Here is a 24,011-nt window from a genome sequence, read left to right on the forward strand (position 1 = left end):
CCTCCACGGCAGGGAGTACCGCCAGTGTTCCCATCACACCGGCCCCGGCGTCTGCGCACGACGCCCGCAATGCGTCGCCTGGTCTCCGAGACCGACGTTCGCCCCAGGCAGCTCGTGCTGCCGATGTTCGTCAAAGAAGGCCTGAGCGAGCCCGCCGAGATCGCGAGCATGCCGGGCGTCCACCAGCACACCCGTGAATCACTGCGCAAAGCCGCCGTCGACGCCGTCCAGGCGGGAATCGGCGGCATCATGCTGTTCGGCGTCCCGTCCGAACGCGACGCGGTCGGCTCCGGCGGCACCGACCCGGACGGCATCCTCAACGTAGCCCTGCGGGACCTGCGCCAAGAACTCGGCGACAGCACCGTGATCATGTCGGACTGCTGCCTCGACGAGTTCACCGACCACGGCCACTGCGGCGTGCTCGCGGCCGACGGCACCGTCGACAACGACGCGACGCTCGAGGTGTACGCGGAAATGGCCGTGGCGCAAGCGAAAGCGGGCGCGCACGTGGTCGGCCCGAGCGGCATGATGGACGGCCAGATCGGCCACATCCGCAGCGCGCTGGACGAGGCCGGCTACATCGACACCGGCATCCTCGCCTACTCCGCCAAGTACTCGTCCGCGCTGTACGGCCCGTTCCGCGACGCGGTCGAGTCGCAGCTGAAGGGCGACCGCAAGACCTACCAGCAGGACCCGGCGAACGCCCGCGAGGCGCTGCGCGAGGTCGAGCTGGACCTCGCAGAGGGCGCGGACATGGTCATGGTCAAGCCAGCCATGTTCTACCTGGACGTGCTATCCGAGGTCGCCAAGATCTCCGACGTTCCCGTTGCGGCGTACCAGATCTCGGGTGAGTACGCGATGATCGAGGCCGCCGCGCGCAACGGCTGGATCGACCGCGAGCGCTCCGTTCTCGAGTCGCTCACGAGCATCCGGCGCGCGGGCGCGGACATCGTGCTGACCTACTGGGCCGGGGAAGCTGCCCGGTGGCTCGACCGGTAACAACTCCACCGAAGGTGCTCGACGTGGCGCGCTGGCTGTGGATCGCCAGCGCGCTGCTCGGTCTGGTGCAGGTGATGGTCGACCTGTCCGACCGCGACACGCTGATCGCCGAGATCCGCAAGCGCGATCCGGGCATGAGCCAGGACGAGATCGACGCGGCCGTCCAGGCCGGACTGCTCTTCACGCTGCTCATCGCCGGCCTGATCGTGCTGGTGTACGTCAAGATCGCGAACCGGATGGCGTGGGGCCGCAACTGGGCGCGCATCGTGCTCACCGTGCTGGGCGCCGGGTCCGTGGGGTTCGGGCTGCTTCAGCTGCTCGCGCACGCCAGCGGGGTCGCCGCTGTGTTCGGCGTTGCGCTCGACCCGGTGGACGCGTCGTTGACGGTGGCGGGGATCGGGTTGGACGGCACAGCGATCGTGCTGATGTTCCTGCCCGCGGCCGCTGCGCACTTCAGGCAGCCTGTCGCGGTGGACCGGGTTCCTGACCAGTCGTAGGTTTCCGCGCATCGCGCATCGCGCATCGCGCATCGCGCACCGCGCACCGCGCTGCTTGCTGCTCGCGCACGCCAGCTCGCCGCTGAGCTCGGGGTCGCGCTGGACCCGGCGGACCCGTTGCTGCCCGCGGCCGCCGCGCGCCGCGCATCGCGCACGCCAGCGGCTTCGCGCACGATGCTGCTCGCGCACGACGCTGCCCAGGCACCAGGCACCAGGCACCAGGCACCACGTTGCCCACGCCCGCAGCGGCGTCGCCGCCTGCTCGGGTCGTGGTGGACCCGGCGAACGCGTAGCTGCCCGCAGCCGCCGCGCGCTCAGGCGGCGTGTGCCAGCGGACCGGGTTCCTGGCGAGCCGGAGGTTTCCGCGCACCGCGCACGACGCTGCTCGCGCACGACGCAACCCATGCACGCCAGCGTCGCCGCTGCGCTCGGGGGCGCGCTGGACCCCGCGGGCCCGTTGCTGCCCGCGGCCGCCGCGCACCGCACTGCGTACCGCACCGCGCCGCGCGCCGCGCATCGCGCACGCCAGCGGCTTGGAGCACCGCGCTGCTCGCGCACGACGTTGCTCGCGCACGCCAGCGGCTTCGCGCACCACCAGCCCACGCACGCCAGCGGCTTCGAGCACCGCGCTGCTCGCGCCCGACGCTGCCCAGGCATCAGGCACCACACCAGCCCACGCACCACACTGCTCACGCACCACCAGCCCGCACACCACCAGCCCACGCACGCCAGCGGCGTCGCGGGCGCCCAGGGTCGCGCTAGACCCGGCGGACCCGTCGCCGCCCGCGGCCGCCGGACATTTCAGGCAGCGTGTCCTGGTGGACAGGGTCCCTGACCAGCCCTAGCGTTCGGGCGTGACCACTCCACAGGAACCCGAGGGCCGGGAACCTTTCCCGGCACCGCCACCACTCCCGCCGCTGGACGAGCCGGCTGCCACCGCGCAGCCACGCGAGGTGCAGCTGGCGTTCTGGCTGTGGATCGCGACGGCCGTGCTCATCTTCGTCACGTCGGCGATCCTGTTCTTCGGCCGGAACACCGCCGCGGAGCAGGCCCGCAACTCACAGGTCCAGGGCATGTCGCCCGAGCAGCTCGAAGCGGCGTCGGTGCTGGCCGCGATCGTGCTGTCGCTGGTCGGTGTCGTGCTCGCGGCGTTCGTCGGGTGGACCGCGACGAAGCTGCGCACCGGCGCCACGTGGGCGCGGATCTCGCTCACGATCGCCGGTATCGCGATCATCCTGTTCAACATGATCGGGTTTTCGGCGCTGGGTCTGCTGACGGCGTTCGCCGCGTTCGGCGGCATCATCATGATGTACCTGAAGCCGGCGAACGACTTCTTCGTCGCCGCGAAGCAGCGTCGATGACCGAGCCCACCGCCCCGCCGACGGCGGTTCGCGTCGCGGCGGGGCTCTGGCTCGCCACCGCGGTCTTCGCGGTGCTCACTCTGATCGGCATCTGGGTGCTGCGCGACGACCTGGCCCGCCAGGCCGGTGTGCAGGTCGGTGACGTCACGAGCGTGCTGATCGCGTTGACGATCGTGACGCTGGCGTTCGGTGCCGCGTACGTGTGGCTGACCTCGAAGCTCTACCAGGCGCGGAAGTGGGCGCGCATCGGGCTGTCCGCGATCGGCGTCGTGCACATGCTGTGGCTGCTCGTCACGGGTGTCAGCGCCGCGAGCCTGGTCACTCTGGTGCTCATCTCCGTCGCAGTCGTGCTCACGTGGCAGCCGAGTACGGCAAAGTGGATGGCGGAGGTGGGGGAATGACAGAACCTCAGGAACCGTCGAGATACCAGGTCACCCAGATGCAGCCGGGGTACGGCTGGGCCCCGGTGCCGATGCCGTCAGTCACGCCGTACGAGCTGAAGCCGCCACGACCCGCGACGCTCACCACCGCGTCCTGGGTGTGGCTCGCCGCGACGCTGCTCGGCGTGCTGTCCATGCCGTTGCTGCTGTGGGTCAACTCTGAGTCGATCGCGACGAGCATCTTCGAGGACTCGCGCCACCAGCCGGAGCCGTTGACGCTGGAGGAGGCGCGGATCACCGTGACCGTCCTCGTGTTCCTGGCGCTGTTCGGCGCGCTGGTCCTGTCGATCCCGTTCGTGATCGGCGCGCTCAGGCTCCGGTCCGGCAAGAACTGGCCGCGGGTGATGCTCTCCGTGCTCGGTGGCGTCACGCTGATCTACGACCTGGCGCTGTTCGCCGGGTCGCTCGCGGCGGGCCAGTGGCAGTACGGGGTGGTCATGGCGGTCGCGACGGCCGGTCTCACCATCGCGGGCATCGTGCTGATGTTCCTGCCGCCGTCGAACGCCTACGTGTCGATGTCGGACTTCCGGTGATGCAGCCGCCGGAGGAGCCCCGCAGATACCAGGCGCAGCCCTACCAGCCCGGTGTCCCGCAGTACGGCGGCATGAACGAGGTGCAGACGTCGTACACCCGCATCGTGCGGCCGCCGACCGTGGTCGCCGCGGCGGTGGTCTGGCTGCTCGCCGCGCTCGCGTGGCCGCTCGGCCGGATCGTCGTGCGGCTCGCTGAGGGCGACGCGGACAAGCTGTGGTGGACCGCCAACGTGTTCCTGACGGTGTGCGTCGTGGCCGCGGTGACGTGGCCGGTCGTGCGGTTCCTCCAGGGCAGCTTCCAGTCGCGGCTGGTGCTGACGCTCGTCTCGCTGCTGTTCGAGGTCCTCGCGTTCGCGTTCCTCGTCAGCGCGATCCCGGACACCGATCTCGTTGTGCTGCAAGTGATCCGGCTCGTGCTGCCGCCGGTGGCGATCGTGCTGAGCTTCCTGCCCGGCTCACGCGGCTACTTCGCCGCTAACCTCCACTGACTGTGGACGACGTCGTGTACTCCGAGCCCGGCAGCAGCTGGTGGCCGGTGCTGTGGGGGCCTGCCTTCGCGGTCGCCGGGTACCTGCTCGAGCTGCTGACCGGGCCGGCCAGCGGCGCGCTGTGGTCGTTCGTCGGGCTCGGCCTGATGCTCGGCGCGGTCCTGTGGGTCAACGGACGCCGCCGCATCTCGTCGGTCCGGCTCACCGCCGAGGACCTGTTCCAGGGCCGGGAACGGCTGTCGGTCGAGAAGATCGCGAAGTTCGAGGACGTGGGCCTGCCGACTGGGGCGCGGGTGCTCGGCGGCGCCTGGACGGCCCCGCGCGGCACGACCGGGGTGCCGCTCCAGCTGTCCGACGGGACGGTCGTGCTCGGCTGGGCGCGCGATCCCGAAGCCTTCCTGCGTGCGCTTCGCGGGGTCGTGAGAGGCTGACCGCCGTGACCGCAGCCGTTCCCAGCCTGCACCAGCCGAAGCGGGCGTTGATCGCCGCCGGGGAGGTGGCCGCGGTCGTGCTGCTCGGCTTCGCCGCCCACTGGTGCTGGCAGCGCGGCGTCGTCCGGCTCGAGTACCCGGTCGAGAACGGCGCACCGCTCGTGTCCACCCGCTACCACGGCAACTGGATCGGCGGCGCGATCGCGTTGGTCACGCTGGCCGCCGTGCTCGTGCTCGACGTGGTCCGGCAGACCGTGCTGGCGGTGAGAGCCAGGCCACGCAAGGCGCCCGCCGAGAAGGACGCCGAACCGGACGTGTGAGACTGGGGTACGTGACTGCGAGTCGATCCCAGGCGTTGTTCGAGCGCGCGTCGGTCGTGACCCCAGGCGGGGTCAACTCACCGGTGCGGGCGTTCCACTCCGTCGGCGGCACGCCGCGGTTCATGGTGCGCGGCGAGGGCCCGCACCTGTGGGACGCCGACGGCAACCGGTACGTCGACCTGGTGTCGTCGTGGGGGCCGATGATCCTCGGGCACGCGCACCCCGACGTGGTCGGCGCCGTCCAGAAGGCCGCCGTCGACGGCCTGTCGTTCGGCACGCCGACCGAGGGCGAGATCCTCCTCGCTGAGGAGATCATCAACCGGGTCGAGCCGGTGCACCAGGTGCGCCTGGTCAACTCGGGCACCGAGGCGACGATGAGCGCCATCCGCCTCGCCCGCGGCTTCACCGAGCGCCGCAAGATCGTCAAGTTCGCCGGCTGCTACCACGGCCACGTCGACGCGCTGCTCGCCCAGGCGGGCTCGGGCGTCGCGACGCTGGGGCTGCCGACCTCGCCCGGCGTCACGGGCGCGCAGGCCGCGGACACGATCGTCCTGCCGTACAACGACATCGAGGCCGTGCGGAAGGCGTTCGCCGAGAACGACGGCGAGATCGCCTGCGTGATCACCGAGGCCGCCGCGGGCAACATGGGCGCCGTCGCGCCGAAGAAGACGTTCAACGCCGAGCTGCGTGAGCTGTGCCACGCGAACGGCGCGCTGCTGATCATGGACGAGGTGATGACCGGGTTCCGCGTCTCGCGGGCCGGCTGGTACGGCCTCGAGCGCGTCCAGGGCGACCTCTACACGTTCGGCAAGGTCATGTCCGGCGGGCTCCCGGCGGCCGCGTTCGGCGGCCGCACCGACGTGATGGCCAAGCTGGCGCCGTCCGGTCCCGTCTACCAGGCGGGCACGCTGTCCGGTAACCCCGTCGCCGTCGCCTCGGGTCTCGCGACCCTGCGCGCGGCCACCGACGAGGTGTACGAGGCGCTGGACCGCAACGCCGCACGCCTGGGCGGGCTGTTCAAGGACGCGCTGACCACGGCCGGTGTCGAGCACCGCGTGCAGTTCGCGGGCAACCTGGTGTCGGTCTTCTTCACGGCCGACGAGGTGCACGACTACGCGGGCGCCCAGGCCGCCGAGACGTGGCGCTTCCCGCCGTTCTTCCACGCGCTGCTGGAGCGCGGCGTGTACGCGCCGCCGTCGGCGTTCGAGGCGTGGTTCGTCAACGCCGCCATGGGCGAGGAAGAGTTCTCGATCATCGCCGACGCGCTGCCGCACGCGGCCCGCGCCGCCAAGGAGGCTCGTCAGTGACCACCCGCACCGTCGTCCACATGCTGCGCCACGGTGAGGTGCACAACCCGACCGGCATCCTGTACGGCCGCATCCCCGGCTTCAAGCTGTCCGAGCGCGGGCAGAAGCAGGCGCTGACCGTCGCGGAGACGCTGGCGGAGAACGACATCGTGCACGTCGTCGCGTCCCCTTTGGACCGTGCTCAGCAGACCGCGTCGCCGATCGCGTCGTCGCACCGCCTCGATCTGGCGACCGACCCGGACCTGATCGAGGCGGACAACCAGTTCGAGGGCCTGCGGGTGTCCGTCGGGGACGGTGCGCTGCGCTCGCCGAAGCACTGGCCGAAGCTGATCAACCCGTTCAAGCCGTCGTGGGGCGAGCCGTACATCGAGATCGCGCACCGCATGCTCGCGGCCGCGCAGCGCGCCCGTGCCGCCGCCGAGGGCCACGAGGCCGTCTGCGTGTCGCACCAGCTGCCGATCTGGACGCTGCGGCTGTACCTCGAGGGCAAGCGGATGTGGCACGACCCGCGCCGCCGCGAGTGCTCGCTGGCGTCGCTCACGTCGCTGGTCTTCGAGGACGAGCGCTTCGTGAAGGTCGTCTACTCCGAGCCGGTCGGCGCGACGAACCCGAGGGTGACCGGGGCATGAAGCGGCTCGCCCTCGCGCTGGTCCTGCTCATCGGCGCCTGCTCCACCGGCGACGACGCGGCGCCGATCGCGGGCGGCGAGTTCCAGCTCGTCGCACCGGGCGGGCAGGTCAAGCTGCGCTACCCCGTCGCCGAGCGCAAGCCGTTGCAGGCGCTCTCCGGCGAGTCGCTGCTGGAGCCCGGCAAGACGGTCAACCTCGGCGACTACGCCGGCAAGATCGTCGTGGTCAACATCTGGGGCTCGTGGTGCCCGCCCTGCCGCACCGAGGCACCCGAGCTGCAGAAGATCCAGGACGCGGGCACGGCACAGGTGCTGGGGCTGGACGTGAAGGAGACCTCGCCGGACCACGGCAAGGACTTCCTCGTCGACCGCGGCCTGAACTACCCGTCGATCTACGACCCGTCGGGCCGTTCGCTGCTGGCGTTCAAGGGCCTTTCGCCGAACGCGGTGCCGTCCACCTTCATCCTGGACGAGCAGCACCGCGTCGCGGCGGTGTTCCTGGTCGGAGTGCTGGCCTCCGACCTGGAACCGATCATCGCTGAGCTGGCTGCGGAGAGCTCGGCTCGTCCATCTTGATCTTGGCCTCGAACGCCTTGATCATCGCGTCCCGGCCGATCAGGTTGAACTGCTTGCCCAGCGTGCGCATGATCGAGTTCGACGTCGGCCGGTAGAGCCCGAGCTTGTAGTAGCGGGCACCCTCGAAGGCACCGATCTGCCCACCGTCGGGCGAGTCCTTGCCGAGGTACGCGGACCACTTGGTCCCGTTCGGGTTCTTGGTGACGTTCGGCTCGCTGGGCTCGCCACCGGTGTACTGGTTGTACGGGTACTCGTACTCGTCGGCGAGCCCGCCGATCGAGTGGCCCAGCTCGTGCACGGCGATCTGGCCGGACTGGGCGTTGCCGCCTGCCGCCGTCGCGACGCTGCCACCCGCGCCGCCGTACTTGGTGGTGTGGCCGAGCGCGATCACCTGGTCGACACCGGGTGCGAGTGCCGCGAACTGCTTGGCCTTGGCCTCGTTGACGCACAGCAGGCGCTCGGTGTTCGGGTCGCGGCCCTGGCACCAGAAGCCCATGTCCAGCGCGGTGACGCGGTCGACGCCGAGCCCTGGGTCGTTGTCCACACCGGATTCGGGGGAGACGACGTTGACCTGCCACACGTTGAAGTACTTCTTGTACGACAGGAAGGGCTCGACGGCCGACAGCTCGTTCCACTTGGACAGGACGTCCTGCTTGTAGGCGTCCAGGTCGTTGGCCGTGTAGCCGTCACCGACGAAAACCAGGTCGAACCGCGCGTCGGACGCACCGGTGACCTGGATGGGGATGACGTCAGCTGCGACGAGCGCCGATCTGAGCGTCACTTCGACTTTTGGGGCGGCGATCACCAGCTTCTTGGTGATCGAACCGTCCTGGGAGAACACCTCGCGCCACTCGCGGTCCGTGGGCGGACCTTCCACGGCGCCACTGGGCACCGGGGCGAAGAGGGCCGCGGCGGCGACGGTCAACACCGGCAAGATCAGCCTGGAAGGGCGCATGCGATGACGCTAGGGAACCGCCCTATCACCCACAAGGCTGCGTTCGTAGGTACTTTCGAGTGTGACCGATGACCGAAGTCCAGGACCGGTCGTCACGTGATCTGGGCAACTACCTACTCTGAACTGTGTGGATCCCACTCAACTGGCCACCAGCGGACCATTGCTGCTGGCCACCGGGGTAGCACTGCTCGCAGGCCTCGTCTCGTTCGCGTCACCGTGCGTGGTGCCGCTCGTACCCGGCTACCTGGCGTACCTCGCCGGGCTGGTCGGTGCCGAAGCGCCCGCGGTGAGCACCGGCGAACCGGCCAAGGCCGGCCGGTGGCGCGTCGCCGGTGCGGCGCTGCTCTTCGTGCTCGGCTTCACCGTCGTCTTCGCGCTGACGTCCGTCGCGGTGCTCGGCGCCACCGAGTTGCTGTGGTTCAACGAGGCGACGTTCCAGCGCATCGGCGGCGTCATCACGATCGCGATGGGACTGGTCTTCATCGGACTCGTCCCGATGTTGCAGAAGGACGTTCGCCTGCACACGAAGCCGAAGGCGGGGCTGCTCGGCGCACCGCTGCTCGGCGCGGTCTTCGGGTTCGGCTGGGCGCCGTGCGTCGGTCCCACGCTCGCCGGTGTGCTCGCCATGGCGCGCAGCACCGAGGTCGGCAGCGCGGCGGGCCGCGGGATCGTGCTGATCCTCGCCTACTGCCTCGGCCTCGGCGTGCCGTTCGTGCTCATCGCGCTCGGCGCGCGCTGGGCGCTCAAGATGACCGGCTGGCTGCGCGCGCACACCCGTCAGGTGCAGATCTTCGGCGGCGTCATGCTGGTGCTCGTCGGTGTCGCGCTCGTCACCGGGCTCTGGGGTGACTTCGTCGGCTGGCTGCGCATCGTGGTCGTCAACGACGTGGAGTTGCCGCTCTAGTGACCGCCTTCCTCCGCAACACCTGGCGCGGCCTCACGTCGATGCGCACCGCGCTCATCCTGCTGTTCCTGCTCGCGCTCGCCGCGATGCCGGGCGCGTTGCTGCCGCAGCTCTCGCTCAACGCCCAGAAGGTCGACGAGTACGTCGCGCAGCACGGCTGGTGGGGCCGGTTCCTGCTGAAGCTGGGCTTCTTCGAGGTCTACGCGACCCCGTGGTTCGCCGCGATCTACCTGCTGCTGTTCGTCTCGCTCTGCGGCTGCCTGCTGCCGCGCACCTGGGAGTACTTCAAGCAGGCCAGGGCGAAGCCGGTGCTCACGCCGCGCAACCTGTCCCGGCTGCCGCACCACGCGCAGGCCGAGACGGACGAGTCGCCGGACGAGGTGATCGCACGCGCTGGGAAGCTGCTCGGCGGCTGGCGCAAGAACACCGGCGACGCCACGATCAGCGCCGAACGCGGGTTCCTCCGCGAGACCGGCAACCTCGTCTTCCACTTCGCGCTGCTCGGCCTGCTCGTGTCGTTCGCCACCGGCAAGATGGTCGGCTACGAGGGCCAGGTCATCGTGCAGGCCAACGGCGGCCAGTTCTGCAACGGCGGCATCCTCAACTTCGACACCTTCCGCCCCGGCCTCCGCGTCGACGGCAGCGACCTCACCCCGTTCTGCGTCAAGGTCGACGGCTTCAAAGCCGAGTACCTCGACAACGGGCAGGCCAAGAGCTACCAGGCGGACATCGAGTACCAGTCCGGTGCGGACCTGGATGCCGGCACCTGGCGGCCGTTCAACGTCCAGGTCAACAAGCCGCTGCGCACCGAGGGCGACCGGGTCTACCTGCTCGGCCACGGCTACACGCCGAAGTTCACGGTGACCTTCCCGAACGGCGTGCAGCGCACCAACGCGACCCAGTGGGTGCCGGTCGACCAGTTCACGCTCGCGTCCGAGGGGGCGACGAAGTTCGACCCGCCGCTCACGGACGCGGAGGAGCGCCGCAAGAACCAGATCGCGGTCACCGGCCTGCTGGCGCCGAGCCCCGCGATGCACGGCACGATCCTCACCTCGCGCTTCCCGGCGCTGAACGACCCGATGGTTGCGATCGACGTCTACCGCGGTGACCTGGGTGTTGACGACGGCCGGGGCCAGTCGATCTTCTCGATCGACCAGGGCATGGTCGAGCAGGGACGACTCAAGAAGGTCGCCCGCAAGAACCTCGCGGTCGGCGAGGAGGTGGCGCTCGACGACGGCACGAAGGTCCGCTTCGACGGCGTCAACGACTGGGTGTCGCTGCAGGTGTCCCACGACCCGTCCCAGGTGTGGGTGCTGATCTTCGCCATCCTGATCATCCTGGGACTCGGGGTGTCCCTCACCGTCAAGCGCCGCCGCTTCTGGGTGCGCGCGACCCGTCAGGACGACGGTCGTACATTGGTCGAGGTCGGCGGCCTCGCGAGAACCGACCAGGCCGGGTACGGCGAGGAGTTCACCCGCCTGGCCGCGGTGCTGTTGAGCAAGGAGACGTGATGCCGGTCAACGAGACGCTGTCGACGTACAGCGACTGGACGTACAACAGCGCCGCCGGCGTCTACGTCTTCGCGATCATGCTGTACCTGGTCGAGCAGGCCTTCACACGTGCTCCGCGCAAGGAGGCCGTCGCCGCGGGCCGGATCCCCGGCCTCGTCGAGCAGCCGAAACCGCCGAAGCAGGAGCTCACCCGCTCCGAGCGCTTCGGTCGCATGGGCGCCGCGCTGACCGTGCTCGGCGCGGGTCTGCACCTCGCGTCGCTGGTGCTGCGCGGTGTCGCGACCGGCCGCGCGCCCTGGGGCAACATGTACGAGTACATGTCGCTGCTGTGCCTCGCGGCCGTGGTGACGTGGGTCGTCTTGATGACCAAGTTCCCGATCCGCAAGCTCGGCGGGTACGTGCTCGCGCCGATCGTGGTGCTGATGTTCCTCGGCGGCACCGTGCTGTACGCCGAGGCCGCGCCCGTGATGCCGGCGCTCCAGTCGTACTGGCTGGTGATCCACGTCTCGGTGATCTCGATCAGCTCCGGCATGCTGCTCATCCCCGGTGTCGCCAGCATCCTGTTCCTGATCAAGAACAAGAATCCGGAGAAGTTCCCCAAGCTGCCGTCCGCCGACGTGCTGGACCGCATCGCCTACCGCAGCACCGTGGTCGCGTTCCCGCTGTTCACGGCCGGGATCATCTGCGGAGCGATCTGGGCCGAGGCCGCGTGGGGCCGGTTCTGGGGCTGGGATCCCAAGGAGACGGTCGCGTTCGTCTCGTGGGTCGTGTACGCCGCGTATCTGCACGCGCGCGCGACGGCGGGCTGGCGCGGTTCCGGCGCGGCGTGGATCAACTCGCTCGGCTTCGCGTTCACCGTGTTCAACCTGTTCTTCATCAACTTGGTGACGAGCGGGTTGCATTCGTACGCCGGGTTGTAGCGACTTCTCACCCCAGGTCGTGGGAACCGTCGCACGTTGCGTACCGTCGCAACGTGGGGGTCGGGGAGGTCTCGATCCGCCTTGCTCAGGAGGCCACACGGTGACATGGCAACCACCGGGTGAGGAACCGGGCTCCGGCCCGCAGTACGTGGACCCGACGACCGATTTCATCGACCGCGCCCAGAACGATCCGGCTCAGCAGTCCGGCCCGCAGCACGTGTCCGGGCCGTACCCCGTGAGCGGTGGGCAGTCGGGCCCGTATCACGTCGGTGGTGCCCAGTCGGGCCCGTACCAGGTCAGCGGTGGACAGTCAGGTCCGTACCACGTGAGCGGCGGGCAATCCGGCCCGTACCACGTGGGTGGGGGACAGTCGGGCCCGTACCAGGTGGACCCGTCGCAGTCGGGGCCGTACCAGACTCCTTACCCGAACAACTTCCCGCAGCGGCAGTACCAGGCAGGCGTGCCGCCGCGCGCGCAGGACGTCTCGTCGCAGCAGCTGATCAAGCAGGAGAAGCGGCCGCCGTCCTCGGGCTGGCGCAAGACGCTGCACTCGGCGTCCGGCGGGCTGGTCAACCTGGGCGAGAGCCCCGCTGACCTGCGGCGCCGTGAGCTGATCACGCGCATCAACCAGCCGCTGCGCGGGTGCTACAAGATCGCGATGCTGTCGCTGAAGGGCGGCGTCGGCAAGACGACGACGACGACCACGCTCGGCTCGACGTTCTCGTCGTTGCGCGGCGACCGGGTCATCGCGGTCGACGCGAACCCGGACCGCGGCACCCTCGCGTTGAAGATCCCGCGGGAGACCACGGCGACGGTGCGGCACCTGCTGCGCGACGCGTCGGCGATCACGAAGTACAGCGACGTCCGCCGCTACACCTCGCAGTCGCCCAGCCGCCTCGAGGTGCTGGCGTCCGAGCAAGACCCGGCGGTGTCCGAGGCGTTCAGCGACAAGGACTACCTGCGCACGGTCGCGCTGCTCGAGCACTTCTACAACATCGTGCTCACGGACTGCGGCACCGGACTCATGCACTCGGCCATGAAGGGCGTGCTGGACCAGGCGGACTCACTGGTCCTCGTGTCGTCCGGCTCGGTCGACGGCGCGCAGACCTCGGCCGCCACGCTGGACTGGCTGGAGGCGCACGGCTACCGCGACCTCGTCGCCAAGTCCGTCGCGGTGATCAACTCGGTGCGCCCGAAGTCCGGCAAGGTCGACCTGGACAAGCTGGCCGCGCACTTCGCGTCCCGCTGCCGCGCGGTCGTCCGGATCCCGTTCGACGAGCACCTCGAAGAGGGCGCGGAGATCGACCTGAACAAGCTCGCGCCGGACACCCGGCTCGCCATGCTGGAGCTCGCCGCCGTCGTGGCGGACGACTTCCCCAGCTAGCTGGAGGTGCGAAATGGGCCCCACGAATTTTCGCGGGGCCCATTTTCAGGTCACTCCTCGTTGCCCTTGCGGCGCTTCTCGTCGAGCTTGCGCAGGAACTCTGGATCGTCGTCGGGCGCGATGGTCTTCCGCCCCGGCGTGAACTCCGTTTGCTGCGGGGCGAAAGCACGCCACACCAGCACTGCCACGGTGAGCGCACCGATCGCGGCGAGTAGGTAGATCACGGACGCCACACCTCCTTTGCCACGACATTACTCGCGGCACAGGGGTACTACGGGTTCAGTGGCGAACGGGTTCAGTGGCCTCGGTCGTCAACTCGTTGAGCAGCGCCTTGACCTCCGTCTCGCGGAACCGGCGGTGGCCGCCCGGTGTGCGGATGGAGCCGATGCGGCCCGCTGTCGCCCAGCGTGTCACGGTCTTCGGGTCGACCCGGAACAGGTTGGCGACTTCCCCAGGGGTGAGCAGACGTTCGGACGCGGTCACTCGTCCTCCTCAGATCAGACGTACCGCCCGCATCGTGTCATCTCACCCGGCAGGTACTCGAACACTTGTCTGAAGGTAAAGAGGAAGTAAGGGACGAAAAGTCTGCTTTCGGACATCCATCCCCAGCCCTCTAAGCTGTCGCGGGTGGATGCCCTTGATCGTCAGATCATCGCCGCCTTGCGCGCCAACGGGCGCGCCACCTACGCCGATCTCGGCCGCCAGGTGGGGTTGTCCGCCTCCGCGGTGCACGAACGGGTCGGCAAGCTCGAAGCTACCGGCGTGATCGTCGGATATCACGCGGTCGTGGACCCGAGTGCCGTCGGACTCGGGGTCACCGCGCTGATCGGCATCCACCCCACCGACACCGCCGACGACAACGACCTGGCCGACTCGCTGGCCGAGCTCATCGAGGTCGAGTCCTGCTACCGGGTCGCAGGCGACGAGTCGTTCATCGTGAAGGTGCGCGTCGCCACGGTCGACGACCTGGAGCGGTCTCTCGGCCGCCTGCGCCGCATCCCCGGTGTCGCGCGCACCCGCACGACGGTCGTGCTGTCGACACGCTTCGAAGGACGCCCGAACACGTCCGAGTAACCTGGTGACGTGCACCTTGGTCGTGATGTGACGCTCTACGTCCTCGCCCGGCTGGGCCTCGTCGCCCTCGTGGCGGGCGGTCTGCTGCTCGTCGAGGTGCCGCTCGTGGTCGCGCTGGCCGTCGGTGTCGTCGTCGCGCTGCCGGTGTCGCTGTTCCTGTTCCGCGGACTGCGCCAGCGCGTCGCCGAGGGCCTCAACGAGCGTCAGGTCGAACGCGCGAAGCTGCGTGCCGAGCTGCGCGGGGACGCCTGAGACACCACCGATCGGGCAAGGTGTTTGGCCCCAATCCATAGCCTAGCTTCGGCCGTATGACCTGCATTGCCTCCACGCCATACAGCCGGGATCTCGGCGATGAGCTGCGCCGACTGCGCGAAACGGGGACCCGGTACAACGGCAGGTGCTTCGCCACCGCCTTGAACTGGGACCAGAGCAAGGTCTCCAACATCGAGAACGGCAAGGTCCACGCCAGCGAGATCGACCTCGTCCAGTTCCTCACCGCGTGCGGCAAGGACCGCGACTTCATCAACGCGTTCCTGGAGCGGTACCGCGACGCCTTCAACCTCTACTTCGTGCAGGTGCCGCAGAACCTGCGCACGATGGTGATGGCCGAGACGTCGGCCTCCGCGATCACCAGCTACGACAACGTGGCGATTCCGGGTTTGCTCCAGCTTGAGGAGTACACGCGAGAGCTCTTTAGGTTGGGAGGGCTCGCGTCGGATGAGGAGATCGAGGCGGGTATCCGCAATCGCATGGATCGCCAGGCCATTCTGCGGCGGTTCGATCGGCCCACCGCCACGTTCTTCATCCACGAGAACGTGCTGCAGATGAAGGTCGGCGGCGATGAGCTGATGGCACGGCAGATCAGGCGGATGCTCCACAACACCCACACCGTGCGCCTCATCCCGGCATCTGTCGCGATCCCGTTCTCGGCGAGCTACGTGCTCTGGGAGTACGAGAGGACAGCGCCGGTCGCCTTCACCTCCAACGACATCGCGAAGGTGTTCGCGCAGGATCCGGCCGCTGTCGCCACGGTCAAGTCGATCTTTCAGCGGCTGGATGCCGTGGCTTTGGATGCGGGACAATCGCGACGCGAGCTGTCGAAGCTCGTGATCATTTCGCGAGAGGAACGCGATGCTCCAGGACTCGTGGCGGAAGAGCAGCTATAGCGGTGCCACCGTGGACGACAACTGCGTCGAGGTGGCGTTCTCCGAGGCTGTGCGCGTGCGTGACTCGAAGAACACCACCGGTCCCACCCTGACCTTCTCGCCGGAAGCGTGGCGGGAGTTCGTCAGCCGCTGAGCGCCTCAAGGCCTTCTTTGCCCAGCCGTTCGATCACTTCGCGGAGCTCCAGCGGCTCCAGCCAGTGCGAAGGAATGGCGCCGGCGCCGTCGCGCGCGCCGAGGATGTTTCCGCAGATGGCACCGGTCGAGTCGCTGTCGCCGGAGTGGTTGACCGCGAGGAGCAGTCCGTCGGCCAGGTTGTCCGCGTGGATCGCGCACAGCAGTGAGATCGCGAGCGCCTCCTCGCCGACCCAGCCGCCGCCCAGCTCGGACTCGATCAGCTCGGGCGTGGGCCGTCCGAGGCCGGCGACCTTGTCGAGCAGTGCCGTCTGCTCCTCGTGTCCCTGGTGGCCGACCAGGATCTGGCGGGCGAGTCCGGTGGCCGTGACGACGTCCGCGCCGCGCAGCACCTGGTGCACGATCACCGCGAGCACGCCCGCCGACAGGTAGCCGCTCGGGTGGCCGTGCGTGAGCCGAGCGCACCCGGCCGCGAGCGCGAACACCTCGGCCGGGTCGTCCGACCAGAGCGCGCACGGCGCGACCCTCATCACGCCGCCGCAGCCCTTGGAGTTGTTGTTGGCGTCCTTGCGCAGCGCCGTGAGGCACGTGTTGCCGGGCGCGCGCAGCGAGTGCAACTCCGGGACGTCGATGAGCCAGCCGTCGTGGGTGGTCTCCGGGCCCTGTTGCGTCTGCAGCCAGCGACCGTAGGCGGCGCGGACGGTGAGCATGGGATCGATTCCGTTGCGGCGGGCCAAGATCAGACCCTCCAGGGTGAACAACGTCATCTGGGTGTCGTCGGTGATCGAGCCGAGGCCGTCGAAGGCGGGTGCGTAGTCGGTGAGTCCGGACGGGCCGTAGCGGGCCCGGATGTCACCGATCCGGTTGAACTCGATGGGTGCTCCGAGCGCGTCGCCGACCGCGCCCGCGAGCAGCGATCCGAGAAAGTTCTCCACGGAAGTTATGGTGCCCGCGTGAGTACTTCCGTGGACCGCAGTTGCAGCAGAACGCGTCACTGGGTGTGCGAGGCCGTCAAGATCATCGAGGCGGACGCGAACCGGAGCGCGGACACCCACCTGCTGCGGTTCCCGCTGCCGCCGGACTGGGGCATCGACCTCTACCTGAAGGACGAGTCGACGCACCCGACCGGTTCGCTGAAGCACCGGCTGGCGCGCTCGCTGTTCCTGTACTCGATCTGCAACGGCTGGGTCGCCGGTGGCACGCCCGTGATCGAGGCGTCGTCGGGTTCGACGGCCGTGTCCGAGGCGTACTTCGCGCGGCTGCTCGGGTTGCCGTTCATCGCGGTGATGCCGCGTTCGACGAGCGAGGAGAAGGTCGCGCTGATCGAGCGCGAGGGCGGCCGATGTCACTTCGTCGACTCGCCGAGCGCGATCTACGACGAGTCGCGGCGGCTGGCGTCCGAGCTGGGCGGCCACTTCATGGACCAGTTCACGCACGCCGAGCGCGCGACGGACTGGCGCGGCAACAACAACATCGCCGAGTCCATTTTCGACCAGATGAAGCTGGAGGCGTCGCCCGAGCCGGACTGGGTCGTGGTCGGCGCGGGCACCGGCGGCACGTCGGCGACCATCGGCCGCTACATCCACTACCGCAAGCTCAACACGCGCCTGGCCGTCGTCGACCCGGAACACTCGGTGTTCTTCGACGCCTGGAACAACTCGGACCCGTCCCTCATCGGCGCGCGGGGTTCACGCATCGAGGGCATCGGCCGCCCGCGCGTGGAGCCGTCGTTCGTCGGCCAGGTCATCGACCGGATGATCAAGGTGCCGGACGCGGCGTCGATCGCGACCATTCGTTTCGTCGAGACGTTGCTGGGTCGCCGGGTGGGCGGGTCGACCGGCACGAACCTGTGGGGCGCGTTCCAGATCATCTCGGAGATGCGCCTGTCCCGGACGCGCGGCAGCGTCGTGACGCTGCTGTGCGACGGCGGTGAGCGTTATGCGCACACCTACTACGACGACGCCTGGGTCACCGGTCAGGGCATGGACCTGACGCCTTTCCTGGGCAAGCTCCAGGATTTCCATTCGACGGGTAAGTGGTAGGCCGGAACCGTACGCTGGCGAGCTGCGTCACAGCGTGGAATCAAGCAGCTCAATCGAGGGGGACGGCGTCGTGTCCTTGCTGTACACCGACCCCGCCGAGCTGCGCGGGTACGCCGAGTACCTGCGCACCGAGGCGGGCGAGTTCGAGACCATCCGCGGCTACGTGCGGGACACGGCGTGCGACAAGAGCGGGTTCACCGGTCTCCTGACGCTGCTGCAGCCGGGTGTCGACCTCGTGCGCGCGCTGTTCGACGAGACCCTCGACTTCGGCAAGTCCAAGTTGGAGGGTGCCGCGTCGGCGATCGACGCCACCGCCGACGACTACGACAAGATCGAGCAGGCGCACAAGAAGATGTTCGAGGGGATCCTGCGATGAGCACGGGTTTCGCGGACCCCCGTCCGATCGCAGACGCACTGCAGCCCCCGGAGATCGACAAGGCGTCGCTGAACGACGTCCTCGAGGACTGCGGCTGGGAGCTCCAGGCCGTCAACTGGATCTTCGAACAGGTGACCGGCAACAGCCTCGTCGCGACGATCATCACCCCGATCACCGGCGACTGGTCGAAGATCCGCGCGGACGGCGACGCGTGGCGCAACGTCGGCACCGCCATGAACGACATGTCGTACAACCTGACCCACAACGTCGCTCAGCTGCGCGACAGCTGGGACGGCGAGGCGGCCAAGGCCCACGAGCGCTACATCGCGCTGGGCTGGAAGGCGGGCCTCCTGGCGGAGATGGGCATCGCCCACGTCATCGCCAAGGGCTTCGACACCGTCGCCGAGGGCGCCGAGGCCCTGGGCAAGCAGGCCGCTCGCCTGCTGGACTACCTGGTCAAGAAGCTCGTCCAGGCCGCAGCGACCGTGTGGATCCCGGTCGCGGGCTGGGTCAAGGCCGCCGAGATGGTCTGGAACGCGTACCAGATCTACCAGCGCGTCATGGACATCATCGAGACCATCCAGAAGCTGATCACCGACGTGAAGGCCCTCTTCGACGCCGTCGGCAACATCGCTTCCGCTCTCGGCAAGCTGAAGGACGCCGACAGCCTGGCCGAGGCCATGAACGCGACCCAGGAGGTCGCCGAGGGCGTCCGCGACGTTCGCAACTCGGTCAACGACATCAAGGACGGCGTCCAGTCCGTCAAGGACAGCGCGACCGAGATTCGCGACCGCGGCCAGGACATCCACAGCTCCGCCCGCGACTACCAGAAGCCCTCTGGCGGCTCTGACGCCACCGGCACCTCTGCCGTGACCTCGCAGAGCGGTCCCGCCGTGTCCGCTCCGCCTTCGATGCACAGCTCCGACGGCACGCCTTCTTCTTCTGGTCCGGCCCCGTCCGGCGGCCCGGCCCACACCCCGCCCCCCGTGCACGGCTCCGGCGGCCCGTCCTCGTCGGCCCCGGCTCCGTCCGGCGGCCCGACGCACACGCCGCCTCCGGCGAACCGCGGCGACACGACGCACGCCCAGACGTCGACCCCCGTGGCCCAGCACCCGACCCCGGCTGGCCCGGCGCCCACGCCGACCGCGTCCCACACGCCGACGCCGACCGCGGGCCCCCAGCACGCTCCTCAGCACGCCCAGACTCCTCAGCAGCACGCGCCGACGCCTCGGCCGGGCGACTCGACGGGCACCTCGGCCACCGCGCCGCCCCGCACGCCGACCGCGACCCCGCACACGCCGGGCTCGACCCCGCACGCCCCAAGCTCGCCGAGCTCCACGCCGCACGCGCCGGGTTCGCAGGGCTCGGCTCCGCACACCCCCGGCTCACAGGGCTCGGCTCCGCACGCGCCGTCCTCCGGCTCCACGCCGACTTCATCGGCGCACACCGGCACCACGCCAGGCTCGCAGGGCTCAACCCCGCACACTCCTGGCTCGCAGGGCTCGACCCCGCACTCGCCGACGGGTGGCTCAACCCCGCACTCGCCGACGACCGGTACGTCGCCGGGCGCGCCGGGCACGACCCCGCACACTCCTGGCTCGCAGGGCTCGACCCCACACTCCCCGACCTCGGGCTCCACGCCGGGCTCGCCGACGGGTGGCTCGACGCCGCACGCGCCGGGTTCGACTCCTGGTTCGCAGGGCACGACGCCGCATTCCCCAACCACCGGCACCACTCCGGGTGCGCAGGGTTCAACCCCGCACACCCCTGGTTCCCAGGGCACCACGCCGCACTCCTCGACGACCGGCTCCACGCCGGGCTCGCCGACCGGCACGACGCCCCACACGCCAGGCACCACGCCGCATGCGCCGGGCACGACCCCGCACGCGCCGGAGAGCGGCTCAACCCCGCACGCGCCGGGCACCACGCCCCACGCACCCGGCACAACGCCGCACACCCCAGGCACCCACGAGTCGACCCCGTCCCACCCGGACGCGACCCACGAGTCCACGAAGCCGGACCACCCGACGAAGCCGGACACCGACTCAACCCCGTCGAGCGGCACCGACACCCACGACACCCCGCACGACACCCCGCACGACACGAAGCCCCACGACACCCCGGCCCACCCGGACACCCCGGCCACCGGCGACCACCACGACCCGAGCACCCCGAGCAGCCCAACGGGAGACCACGGCGGCGACACCCCGCCCCCAGCCGAGCACCACACGGGCGGACACGACGATGAAAAGGGCCAGTTCGACAACCAGGCCATGCGCGACGGCGGTCCGAACTACCACGAGCAGCTGAACGACCTCATCCCGAACGAGGCCGAGCGTCGTGAGTACGAGGAGATGACGCGCAGGCCGTCGCACGAGCTGACGGAGGACCAGGCGCGCCGGATCGTGGACGTCCGCAGCCAGATGACAGCTGACGACGGCTCGGTCATGACGAAGGCGCTGCGGCCGGAGGACGTCGACAAGTACTTCAAGGGCGAGTACGCGGCGGACAGCGTCCGCGGGTTCGTCGCCCGCGGCCAGGACGTCGCGCCGATCAACACGCCGTCCGGGCTGCACGACGGGCTCGCGCTCGACGACTCGCCGACCCGTGCGAAGGGCGAGCAGGGCTGGTCCCCGATCCCGGACCGCAACCAGGACTCCGCGATCCAGCTGCGGTGGGCCGTGCAGCCCGACGCCGGCCGGATGCCGGTCGCGTTCGGCGCGCAGTGGGGTCAGGACGGGACGGCCGACATGATGCGCAACGTCACCGGCAGCGATCCGGTGCGCGGCGACGCGCCGTACACGGGCACCGGGCACACCGGTGGCGGTGTGCCGGAGTGGCGGGCGAACGGTGAGAACATGGGTGACCGCGCCGAGATGTGGCGGGTCAACAAGGATGGCTCCGAAGAGATGTTCGCCTACTACACGCGGGACAACGGGTCGTGGAAGCCGGTCGGATCGTGATCCCCGAGCACAACGGCCGGCAGGTCGCCGTCTACCAGGGCAAGCTCTACGAGGTGCTGAACTCGCGCCTCGGCAAGGGGCTCGTCCGGCTCAGCCCCGGCGACGACCACGTCAGCCCGGAGCAGCTGGAGTCCTGGTACGTCGACCGGGCCGTGTTCACCTGGCGCGGTGAGCCGTTCGACGCCGTGAAGATCGAGGGCGGCCGGGTCACCGGCAGCCACACGGGGCTGGATCTGAGCAAGGGCAAGGAGCTCGGCCTCGACGGGGACCAGTACAGCGGTTTCGGCGGCACGTTCCCACTCGACGAGGTCGACCTGAAGGTCGAGCGCACCGATCTACTGGCGCGCTGGAAGGAGAAGCACGCGGGATGAGCACCCCAGAAGCCACCGACGTGCGCAAGCCGGCCGGTATCGGGCCGCAGACGATCGTGCAAAAGATCGTCCACCCGGCGCTGGCCGCGCTGTACCTGGGCAACGTGACCGTGCCGGCGCGCTTCGAGGCGCACCGGGCGGGCGGGTTCGTCACCAGGGGGCAGGACTTCCCGGAGGGCACCGCGGACGCGTTCACGGAGGCGTTCGGCGTCGACAAGGTGCCGGGCTGGCCCAAGGGCACCCAGTACCTGCTGCGGTTCTACGCGCACACCACCACGCTCTTCACGACGACGTTCGGCGGCCGGACGCTCGACAGCGCGCACAAGATGGGCACGAGCACGGTCTACCCGGCGCCCTTCCTCGGCACCGGGTACACGCCGAGCAGCAACCCGATCCCCGAGTACTTCATGGAGCTCACCGAGCTCCCCAGCGGCGCGGAGCTGTGGCGCGTCGAGCCGAGCGGCGAGGCGAAGAGCGTCGGGTTCTACGTGCACCGGCAGATCGGCTGGGTGCCGACGGACGACGTCGCGTTCGGCCCGAGCCGCTTCTGGCCCGCGCCCGCGACGTTGCGCATGACCGTCCGACGTGGACTGATCGCGCGCTACCAGGGGCGCGACTTCGACGCGGACTTCGCCAACCGGCCGGGCGAGCTGGTGCTGCACCCGCTGCCTGGTCAGCAGGCGCCGCAGGACTTCGCTGAGAAGGACGGGGCGCGCTTCCTGCAGGTCCCCGACGTCGCGGTCGACGAGATCGCGGTGCTGCGCAAGCGTTGCACGTGGCGCGGCGCCGAGTTCGAGCTGCTCGACGTCAGCGGTGACCACGCGGTGCTCAACTTCCTCGGCGAGAACTACGAGGTCGCGGCGCAGCTCGGGCTGACCGAGGTCGACTACCGCCAGTGGCGCACCGTCGCGCCGCGCGCGGAGCTGACCGACGTCAGAGACGAGACGCGTGCACTGCCGCGTGGACTCTTCAGCGCCAACTGATCTGGAAGTGAAGCGATGAGCACCCCGAACGACAGCTGGAAGTCCCCGGAACTGCGTGCCGCCGAGGCGCAGGTCGACGCGAGACTGGGCGAGGCCCAGCAGTTGGCCGCCCGCCTGCAGTCGCAGCAGCTGCCGCCGCTCCCGCCGCTCGACACGGCCGCGATCGCGGAGCAGGTCGAGCGGGCCGCCAGTGAGCGCGACGCGCCGGCCGAGCTGAAGGCGTTGAAGCGCAAGGTCGACGCGGGCGACTTCAGCTGGGACGACGTCGTGGGCGGCCGGGCGGCGGCCGACCCGGACGTGCAGCAGATGCAGCAGGCGAACATGGCCAAGATGCGCCAGGCGTTCCAGATGCTGTCCGAGGGCATGACCGCGGACGAGATCATGGACGCCCAGCGCAGGCCGCGCGGTGGCGACGACGATGACGAAGGGCCGTCGGACTTCCGGGAAGACGCGTGGTGACCTGGCGGACCGCGGACGTGCTGGCGGCCGAGGACGGCCTCACCGCCGCCGTCGCGTCCGTCGAGAAGGCGATGCGCGAGGCCGCCCAGCTGCGCGGCCGCGAACCGTCCACAGAGGACATACGGCGCGTCGTGCAGTTCGCCAAGTCCACCGAGGCGTCGAACGCGATGCGGTCGCTGGCCGACCGCATCGCGCGCGGTGGCCTCAGCTGGCGCCAGGTGCTCACCGGCGAGGCGTCGCACGACCCGTTGGTGCGCAAGGCGCTGGAGGAGAACCGCTCCCGGCTCGACGAGCTGATCCATGGTGAGCCGGTGCGACCGCCGCAGCCGCGCAAACCGCTCCGGCGGGACGACGACGAGCCGCAGTCGTTCACCGAAGACGCGTGGTGATCGACCCTCGCTCGGCCCCTCGGGACGTTAGGGGCACCCTTGGGACACTTGGCGTCGCAAGGGTGCCCCTAACGGCAAGCCATCACACGTCCAGGTCGGCGCACGTGGACTCGTCCGGCAGCAGCGGCCGGAACACGACGACGTAACTCCCCTCGCCGCTGCGCCACCGCGTGCCCTTGGGCGTCTCGCGCGCGATCGTCTCGGCCTTCGCCGCGTCCAGCACGACGCAGTTCCCCTCCTTCGTCCGCTGGTCCAGCGCGGCGAACGGCCACGGGCGGCCCTGCTGCGACGAGTCCGGTGCCCAGCCGACGGCGGCGATCTTCGTCGGCCGGTACGGGGTGGCGGGCCCATCCACGTGCAGCGAATCCTGGAAGTCGAGGAGCTCCGAGTCCTCCGGGTTGACGGCCGTGGTGACGAACCGCTGTCCGCCGGAGTTCAGCACGAACACCTGTGCATACCCGTCTATGACGTGCGTGTTCTCGATCAGCTGGTTCTTCGCCAGCCCGGCGTCGTGCGCGTCCTGGTAGAACTCCTCCGCCCTGTCCTGTCCTATGTGGACTGACTCGGCGGTCTGCAGCGCGCCGGCCGCGGGACCGGGCCGGAGCACCGTCCCGTCCCCGTAGAGGCTGAACTCCGGCAGCGCGGCCGGGTTGGGATGGGGCATGCCGACGAGCTTCTGCGTCCGGAACGCGAGACCCTCCGGCATCGGCGGAGCCTGCGCCCCGCACCCGGCCAGCACGACGGCGATCACCACGAACCAACGCACGATGTTCCCCCTCATGGTGAGGAGACGGAAAGTGCA

Annotated in this window: 32 protein-coding genes; 27 read left to right on the plus strand and 5 right to left on the minus strand. The window is 69.6% G+C overall.

From position 1 onward, the window contains the following. Positions 1 to 24 precede the first annotated feature (24 nt). From hemB to FKR81_RS30955, 12 genes are all read left to right on the plus strand, one after another. The gene (gene hemB / locus FKR81_RS30900) at positions 25 to 999 is read left to right on the plus strand and encodes a porphobilinogen synthase (RefSeq protein WP_146357272.1); all 975 of its coding nucleotides are present in this window, start codon (positions 25 to 27) and stop codon (positions 997 to 999) included. Between the two features lie 23 nt (positions 1,000 to 1,022). Next, the gene (locus tag FKR81_RS30905) at positions 1,023 to 1,496 is read left to right on the plus strand and encodes a hypothetical protein (protein WP_146357274.1); all 474 of its coding nucleotides are present in this window, start codon (positions 1,023 to 1,025) and stop codon (positions 1,494 to 1,496) included. 403 nt (positions 1,497 to 1,899) lie between these two features. Beyond that, positions 1,900 to 2,331 carry a hypothetical protein gene (locus FKR81_RS30910; RefSeq protein ID WP_146357276.1) on the plus strand — a complete coding sequence of 144 codons (432 nt, stop codon included), beginning with the start codon at positions 1,900 to 1,902 and terminating at the stop codon, positions 2,329 to 2,331. Between the two features lie 19 nt (positions 2,332 to 2,350). Continuing rightward, positions 2,351 to 2,857 (plus strand): hypothetical protein, encoded by a 507-nt coding sequence (locus FKR81_RS30915; RefSeq protein WP_146357278.1) that lies wholly within the window; start codon positions 2,351 to 2,353, stop codon positions 2,855 to 2,857. After that, a complete protein-coding gene (locus FKR81_RS30920; RefSeq protein WP_146357280.1) occupies positions 2,854 to 3,258 on the plus strand; it encodes a hypothetical protein in 405 nt (134 codons plus the stop codon). The genes FKR81_RS30915 and FKR81_RS30920 overlap by 4 nt, the downstream gene beginning before the upstream one ends. Then, the gene (locus FKR81_RS30925) at positions 3,255 to 3,830 is read left to right on the plus strand and encodes a hypothetical protein (RefSeq protein WP_146357282.1); all 576 of its coding nucleotides are present in this window, start codon (positions 3,255 to 3,257) and stop codon (positions 3,828 to 3,830) included. The genes FKR81_RS30920 and FKR81_RS30925 overlap by 4 nt, the downstream gene beginning before the upstream one ends. Next, positions 3,827 to 4,318 (plus strand): hypothetical protein, encoded by a 492-nt coding sequence (locus tag FKR81_RS30930; RefSeq protein WP_146357284.1) that lies wholly within the window; start codon positions 3,827 to 3,829, stop codon positions 4,316 to 4,318. Before FKR81_RS30925 ends, FKR81_RS30930 begins: the two co-directional genes overlap by 4 nt. Positions 4,319 to 4,320: 2 nt before the next feature. After that, entirely contained in the window at positions 4,321 to 4,749 is a 429-nt protein-coding gene (locus tag FKR81_RS30935) for a hypothetical protein (protein WP_146357286.1), read from the plus strand. A 5-nt stretch (positions 4,750 to 4,754) separates the two neighbouring features. Continuing rightward, complete coding sequence (locus FKR81_RS30940; RefSeq protein ID WP_146357288.1) at positions 4,755 to 5,069, plus strand: hypothetical protein; 315 nt, start codon at positions 4,755 to 4,757, stop codon at positions 5,067 to 5,069. An 11-nt stretch (positions 5,070 to 5,080) separates the two neighbouring features. Then, positions 5,081 to 6,376 carry a glutamate-1-semialdehyde 2,1-aminomutase gene (hemL, locus tag FKR81_RS30945; RefSeq protein WP_146357290.1) on the plus strand — a complete coding sequence of 432 codons (1,296 nt, stop codon included), beginning with the start codon at positions 5,081 to 5,083 and terminating at the stop codon, positions 6,374 to 6,376. A 20-nt stretch (positions 6,377 to 6,396) separates the two neighbouring features. Next, positions 6,397 to 7,005, plus strand: coding sequence for a histidine phosphatase family protein (locus FKR81_RS30950; RefSeq protein WP_146357482.1), 609 nt, complete (start codon positions 6,397 to 6,399; stop codon positions 7,003 to 7,005). Then, positions 7,002 to 7,580, plus strand: a complete 579-nt coding sequence (locus FKR81_RS30955) for a TlpA family protein disulfide reductase (RefSeq protein ID WP_146357292.1) — start codon at positions 7,002 to 7,004, stop codon at positions 7,578 to 7,580. The genes FKR81_RS30950 and FKR81_RS30955 overlap by 4 nt, the downstream gene beginning before the upstream one ends. Here FKR81_RS30955 and FKR81_RS30960 read toward each other — a convergent pair. Next, the gene (locus FKR81_RS30960; RefSeq protein ID WP_146357294.1) at positions 7,537 to 8,535 is read right to left on the minus strand and encodes a M64 family metallopeptidase; all 999 of its coding nucleotides are present in this window, start codon (positions 8,533 to 8,535) and stop codon (positions 7,537 to 7,539) included. The two genes, FKR81_RS30955 and FKR81_RS30960, sit on opposite strands and share 44 nt — an antisense overlap. A gap of 118 nt (positions 8,536 to 8,653) precedes the next feature. Here FKR81_RS30960 and FKR81_RS30965 point away from each other — a divergent pair, with 118 nt between their 5' ends. The 4 genes from FKR81_RS30965 (at position 8,654) to FKR81_RS30980 (ending at position 13,254) form a co-directional block, all read left to right on the plus strand. After that, positions 8,654 to 9,439 (plus strand): cytochrome c biogenesis CcdA family protein, encoded by a 786-nt coding sequence (locus FKR81_RS30965; protein ID WP_146357296.1) that lies wholly within the window; start codon positions 8,654 to 8,656, stop codon positions 9,437 to 9,439. Between the two features lie 41 nt (positions 9,440 to 9,480). Further along, the gene (gene resB / locus FKR81_RS30970; RefSeq protein ID WP_146357484.1) at positions 9,481 to 10,950 is read left to right on the plus strand and encodes a cytochrome c biogenesis protein ResB; all 1,470 of its coding nucleotides are present in this window, start codon (positions 9,481 to 9,483) and stop codon (positions 10,948 to 10,950) included. Continuing rightward, the gene (gene ccsB / locus FKR81_RS30975; protein WP_146357298.1) at positions 10,950 to 11,870 is read left to right on the plus strand and encodes a c-type cytochrome biogenesis protein CcsB; all 921 of its coding nucleotides are present in this window, start codon (positions 10,950 to 10,952) and stop codon (positions 11,868 to 11,870) included. Before resB ends, ccsB begins: the two co-directional genes overlap by 1 nt. Positions 11,871 to 11,970: 100 nt before the next feature. Then, positions 11,971 to 13,254 carry a MinD/ParA family ATP-binding protein gene (locus tag FKR81_RS30980; RefSeq protein ID WP_146357300.1) on the plus strand — a complete coding sequence of 428 codons (1,284 nt, stop codon included), beginning with the start codon at positions 11,971 to 11,973 and terminating at the stop codon, positions 13,252 to 13,254. Positions 13,255 to 13,304: 50 nt separating this feature from the next. On the opposite strand, the gene FKR81_RS43855 is transcribed toward FKR81_RS30980, so the two are convergent. Then, positions 13,305 to 13,478, minus strand: coding sequence for a hypothetical protein (locus FKR81_RS43855; protein WP_186763269.1), 174 nt, complete (start codon positions 13,476 to 13,478; stop codon positions 13,305 to 13,307). Between the two features lie 55 nt (positions 13,479 to 13,533). Then, complete coding sequence (locus FKR81_RS30985; protein WP_146357302.1) at positions 13,534 to 13,737, minus strand: BldC family transcriptional regulator; 204 nt, start codon at positions 13,735 to 13,737, stop codon at positions 13,534 to 13,536. 144 nt (positions 13,738 to 13,881) lie between these two features. Here FKR81_RS30985 and FKR81_RS30990 point away from each other — a divergent pair, with 144 nt between their 5' ends. Genes FKR81_RS30990 through FKR81_RS31005 form a run of 4 tightly spaced genes read left to right on the plus strand, consistent with a single transcriptional unit; the run spans position 13,882 to position 15,627 of the window. Further along, on the plus strand, positions 13,882 to 14,328 hold the full coding sequence (locus FKR81_RS30990) for an Lrp/AsnC family transcriptional regulator (protein WP_146357304.1): 447 nt from the start codon (positions 13,882 to 13,884) through the stop codon (positions 14,326 to 14,328). A 9-nt stretch (positions 14,329 to 14,337) separates the two neighbouring features. Continuing rightward, complete coding sequence (locus FKR81_RS30995) at positions 14,338 to 14,580, plus strand: DUF4229 domain-containing protein (protein WP_235921863.1); 243 nt, start codon at positions 14,338 to 14,340, stop codon at positions 14,578 to 14,580. 56 nt (positions 14,581 to 14,636) lie between these two features. Next, entirely contained in the window at positions 14,637 to 15,494 is an 858-nt protein-coding gene (locus tag FKR81_RS31000; protein WP_146357306.1) for a helix-turn-helix domain-containing protein, read from the plus strand. Between the two features lie 10 nt (positions 15,495 to 15,504). Then, positions 15,505 to 15,627 (plus strand): DUF397 domain-containing protein, encoded by a 123-nt coding sequence (locus tag FKR81_RS31005; RefSeq protein WP_328593172.1) that lies wholly within the window; start codon positions 15,505 to 15,507, stop codon positions 15,625 to 15,627. On the opposite strand, the gene FKR81_RS31010 is transcribed toward FKR81_RS31005, so the two are convergent. Further along, the gene (locus FKR81_RS31010) at positions 15,617 to 16,561 is read right to left on the minus strand and encodes an ADP-ribosylglycohydrolase family protein (protein ID WP_235921864.1); all 945 of its coding nucleotides are present in this window, start codon (positions 16,559 to 16,561) and stop codon (positions 15,617 to 15,619) included. The two genes, FKR81_RS31005 and FKR81_RS31010, sit on opposite strands and share 11 nt — an antisense overlap. A gap of 18 nt (positions 16,562 to 16,579) precedes the next feature. Between FKR81_RS31010 and cds1 the strand changes: the two genes are divergently transcribed. From cds1 to FKR81_RS31045, 7 genes are all read left to right on the plus strand, one after another. Beyond that, the gene (cds1, locus tag FKR81_RS31015) at positions 16,580 to 17,668 is read left to right on the plus strand and encodes an L-cysteine desulfhydrase Cds1 (protein WP_328593173.1); all 1,089 of its coding nucleotides are present in this window, start codon (positions 16,580 to 16,582) and stop codon (positions 17,666 to 17,668) included. Positions 17,669 to 17,738: 70 nt separating this feature from the next. After that, positions 17,739 to 18,044 (plus strand): hypothetical protein, encoded by a 306-nt coding sequence (locus FKR81_RS31020; protein WP_146357310.1) that lies wholly within the window; start codon positions 17,739 to 17,741, stop codon positions 18,042 to 18,044. Continuing rightward, entirely contained in the window at positions 18,041 to 21,007 is a 2,967-nt protein-coding gene (locus FKR81_RS31025) for a methyl-accepting chemotaxis protein (protein ID WP_146357312.1), read from the plus strand. Before FKR81_RS31020 ends, FKR81_RS31025 begins: the two co-directional genes overlap by 4 nt. Continuing rightward, positions 20,986 to 21,378, plus strand: a complete 393-nt coding sequence (locus tag FKR81_RS31030; RefSeq protein WP_146357314.1) for a hypothetical protein — start codon at positions 20,986 to 20,988, stop codon at positions 21,376 to 21,378. Before FKR81_RS31025 ends, FKR81_RS31030 begins: the two co-directional genes overlap by 22 nt. Continuing rightward, positions 21,375 to 22,361, plus strand: coding sequence for a hypothetical protein (locus tag FKR81_RS31035; protein WP_146357316.1), 987 nt, complete (start codon positions 21,375 to 21,377; stop codon positions 22,359 to 22,361). The genes FKR81_RS31030 and FKR81_RS31035 overlap by 4 nt, the downstream gene beginning before the upstream one ends. 15 nt (positions 22,362 to 22,376) lie before the next feature. Beyond that, positions 22,377 to 22,820, plus strand: a complete 444-nt coding sequence (locus FKR81_RS31040; protein ID WP_146357318.1) for a hypothetical protein — start codon at positions 22,377 to 22,379, stop codon at positions 22,818 to 22,820. Continuing rightward, positions 22,817 to 23,209, plus strand: a complete 393-nt coding sequence (locus FKR81_RS31045; protein ID WP_235921865.1) for a hypothetical protein — start codon at positions 22,817 to 22,819, stop codon at positions 23,207 to 23,209. The genes FKR81_RS31040 and FKR81_RS31045 overlap by 4 nt, the downstream gene beginning before the upstream one ends. A gap of 82 nt (positions 23,210 to 23,291) precedes the next feature. On the opposite strand, the gene FKR81_RS31050 is transcribed toward FKR81_RS31045, so the two are convergent. Then, positions 23,292 to 23,975 carry a hypothetical protein gene (locus tag FKR81_RS31050; RefSeq protein ID WP_146357322.1) on the minus strand — a complete coding sequence of 228 codons (684 nt, stop codon included), beginning with the start codon at positions 23,973 to 23,975 and terminating at the stop codon, positions 23,292 to 23,294. Between the last annotated feature and the right edge of the window lie 36 nt (positions 23,976 to 24,011).

The organism is Lentzea tibetensis (assembly GCF_007845675.1).
GTDB classification, from domain to species: domain Bacteria; phylum Actinomycetota; class Actinomycetes; order Mycobacteriales; family Pseudonocardiaceae; genus Lentzea; species Lentzea tibetensis.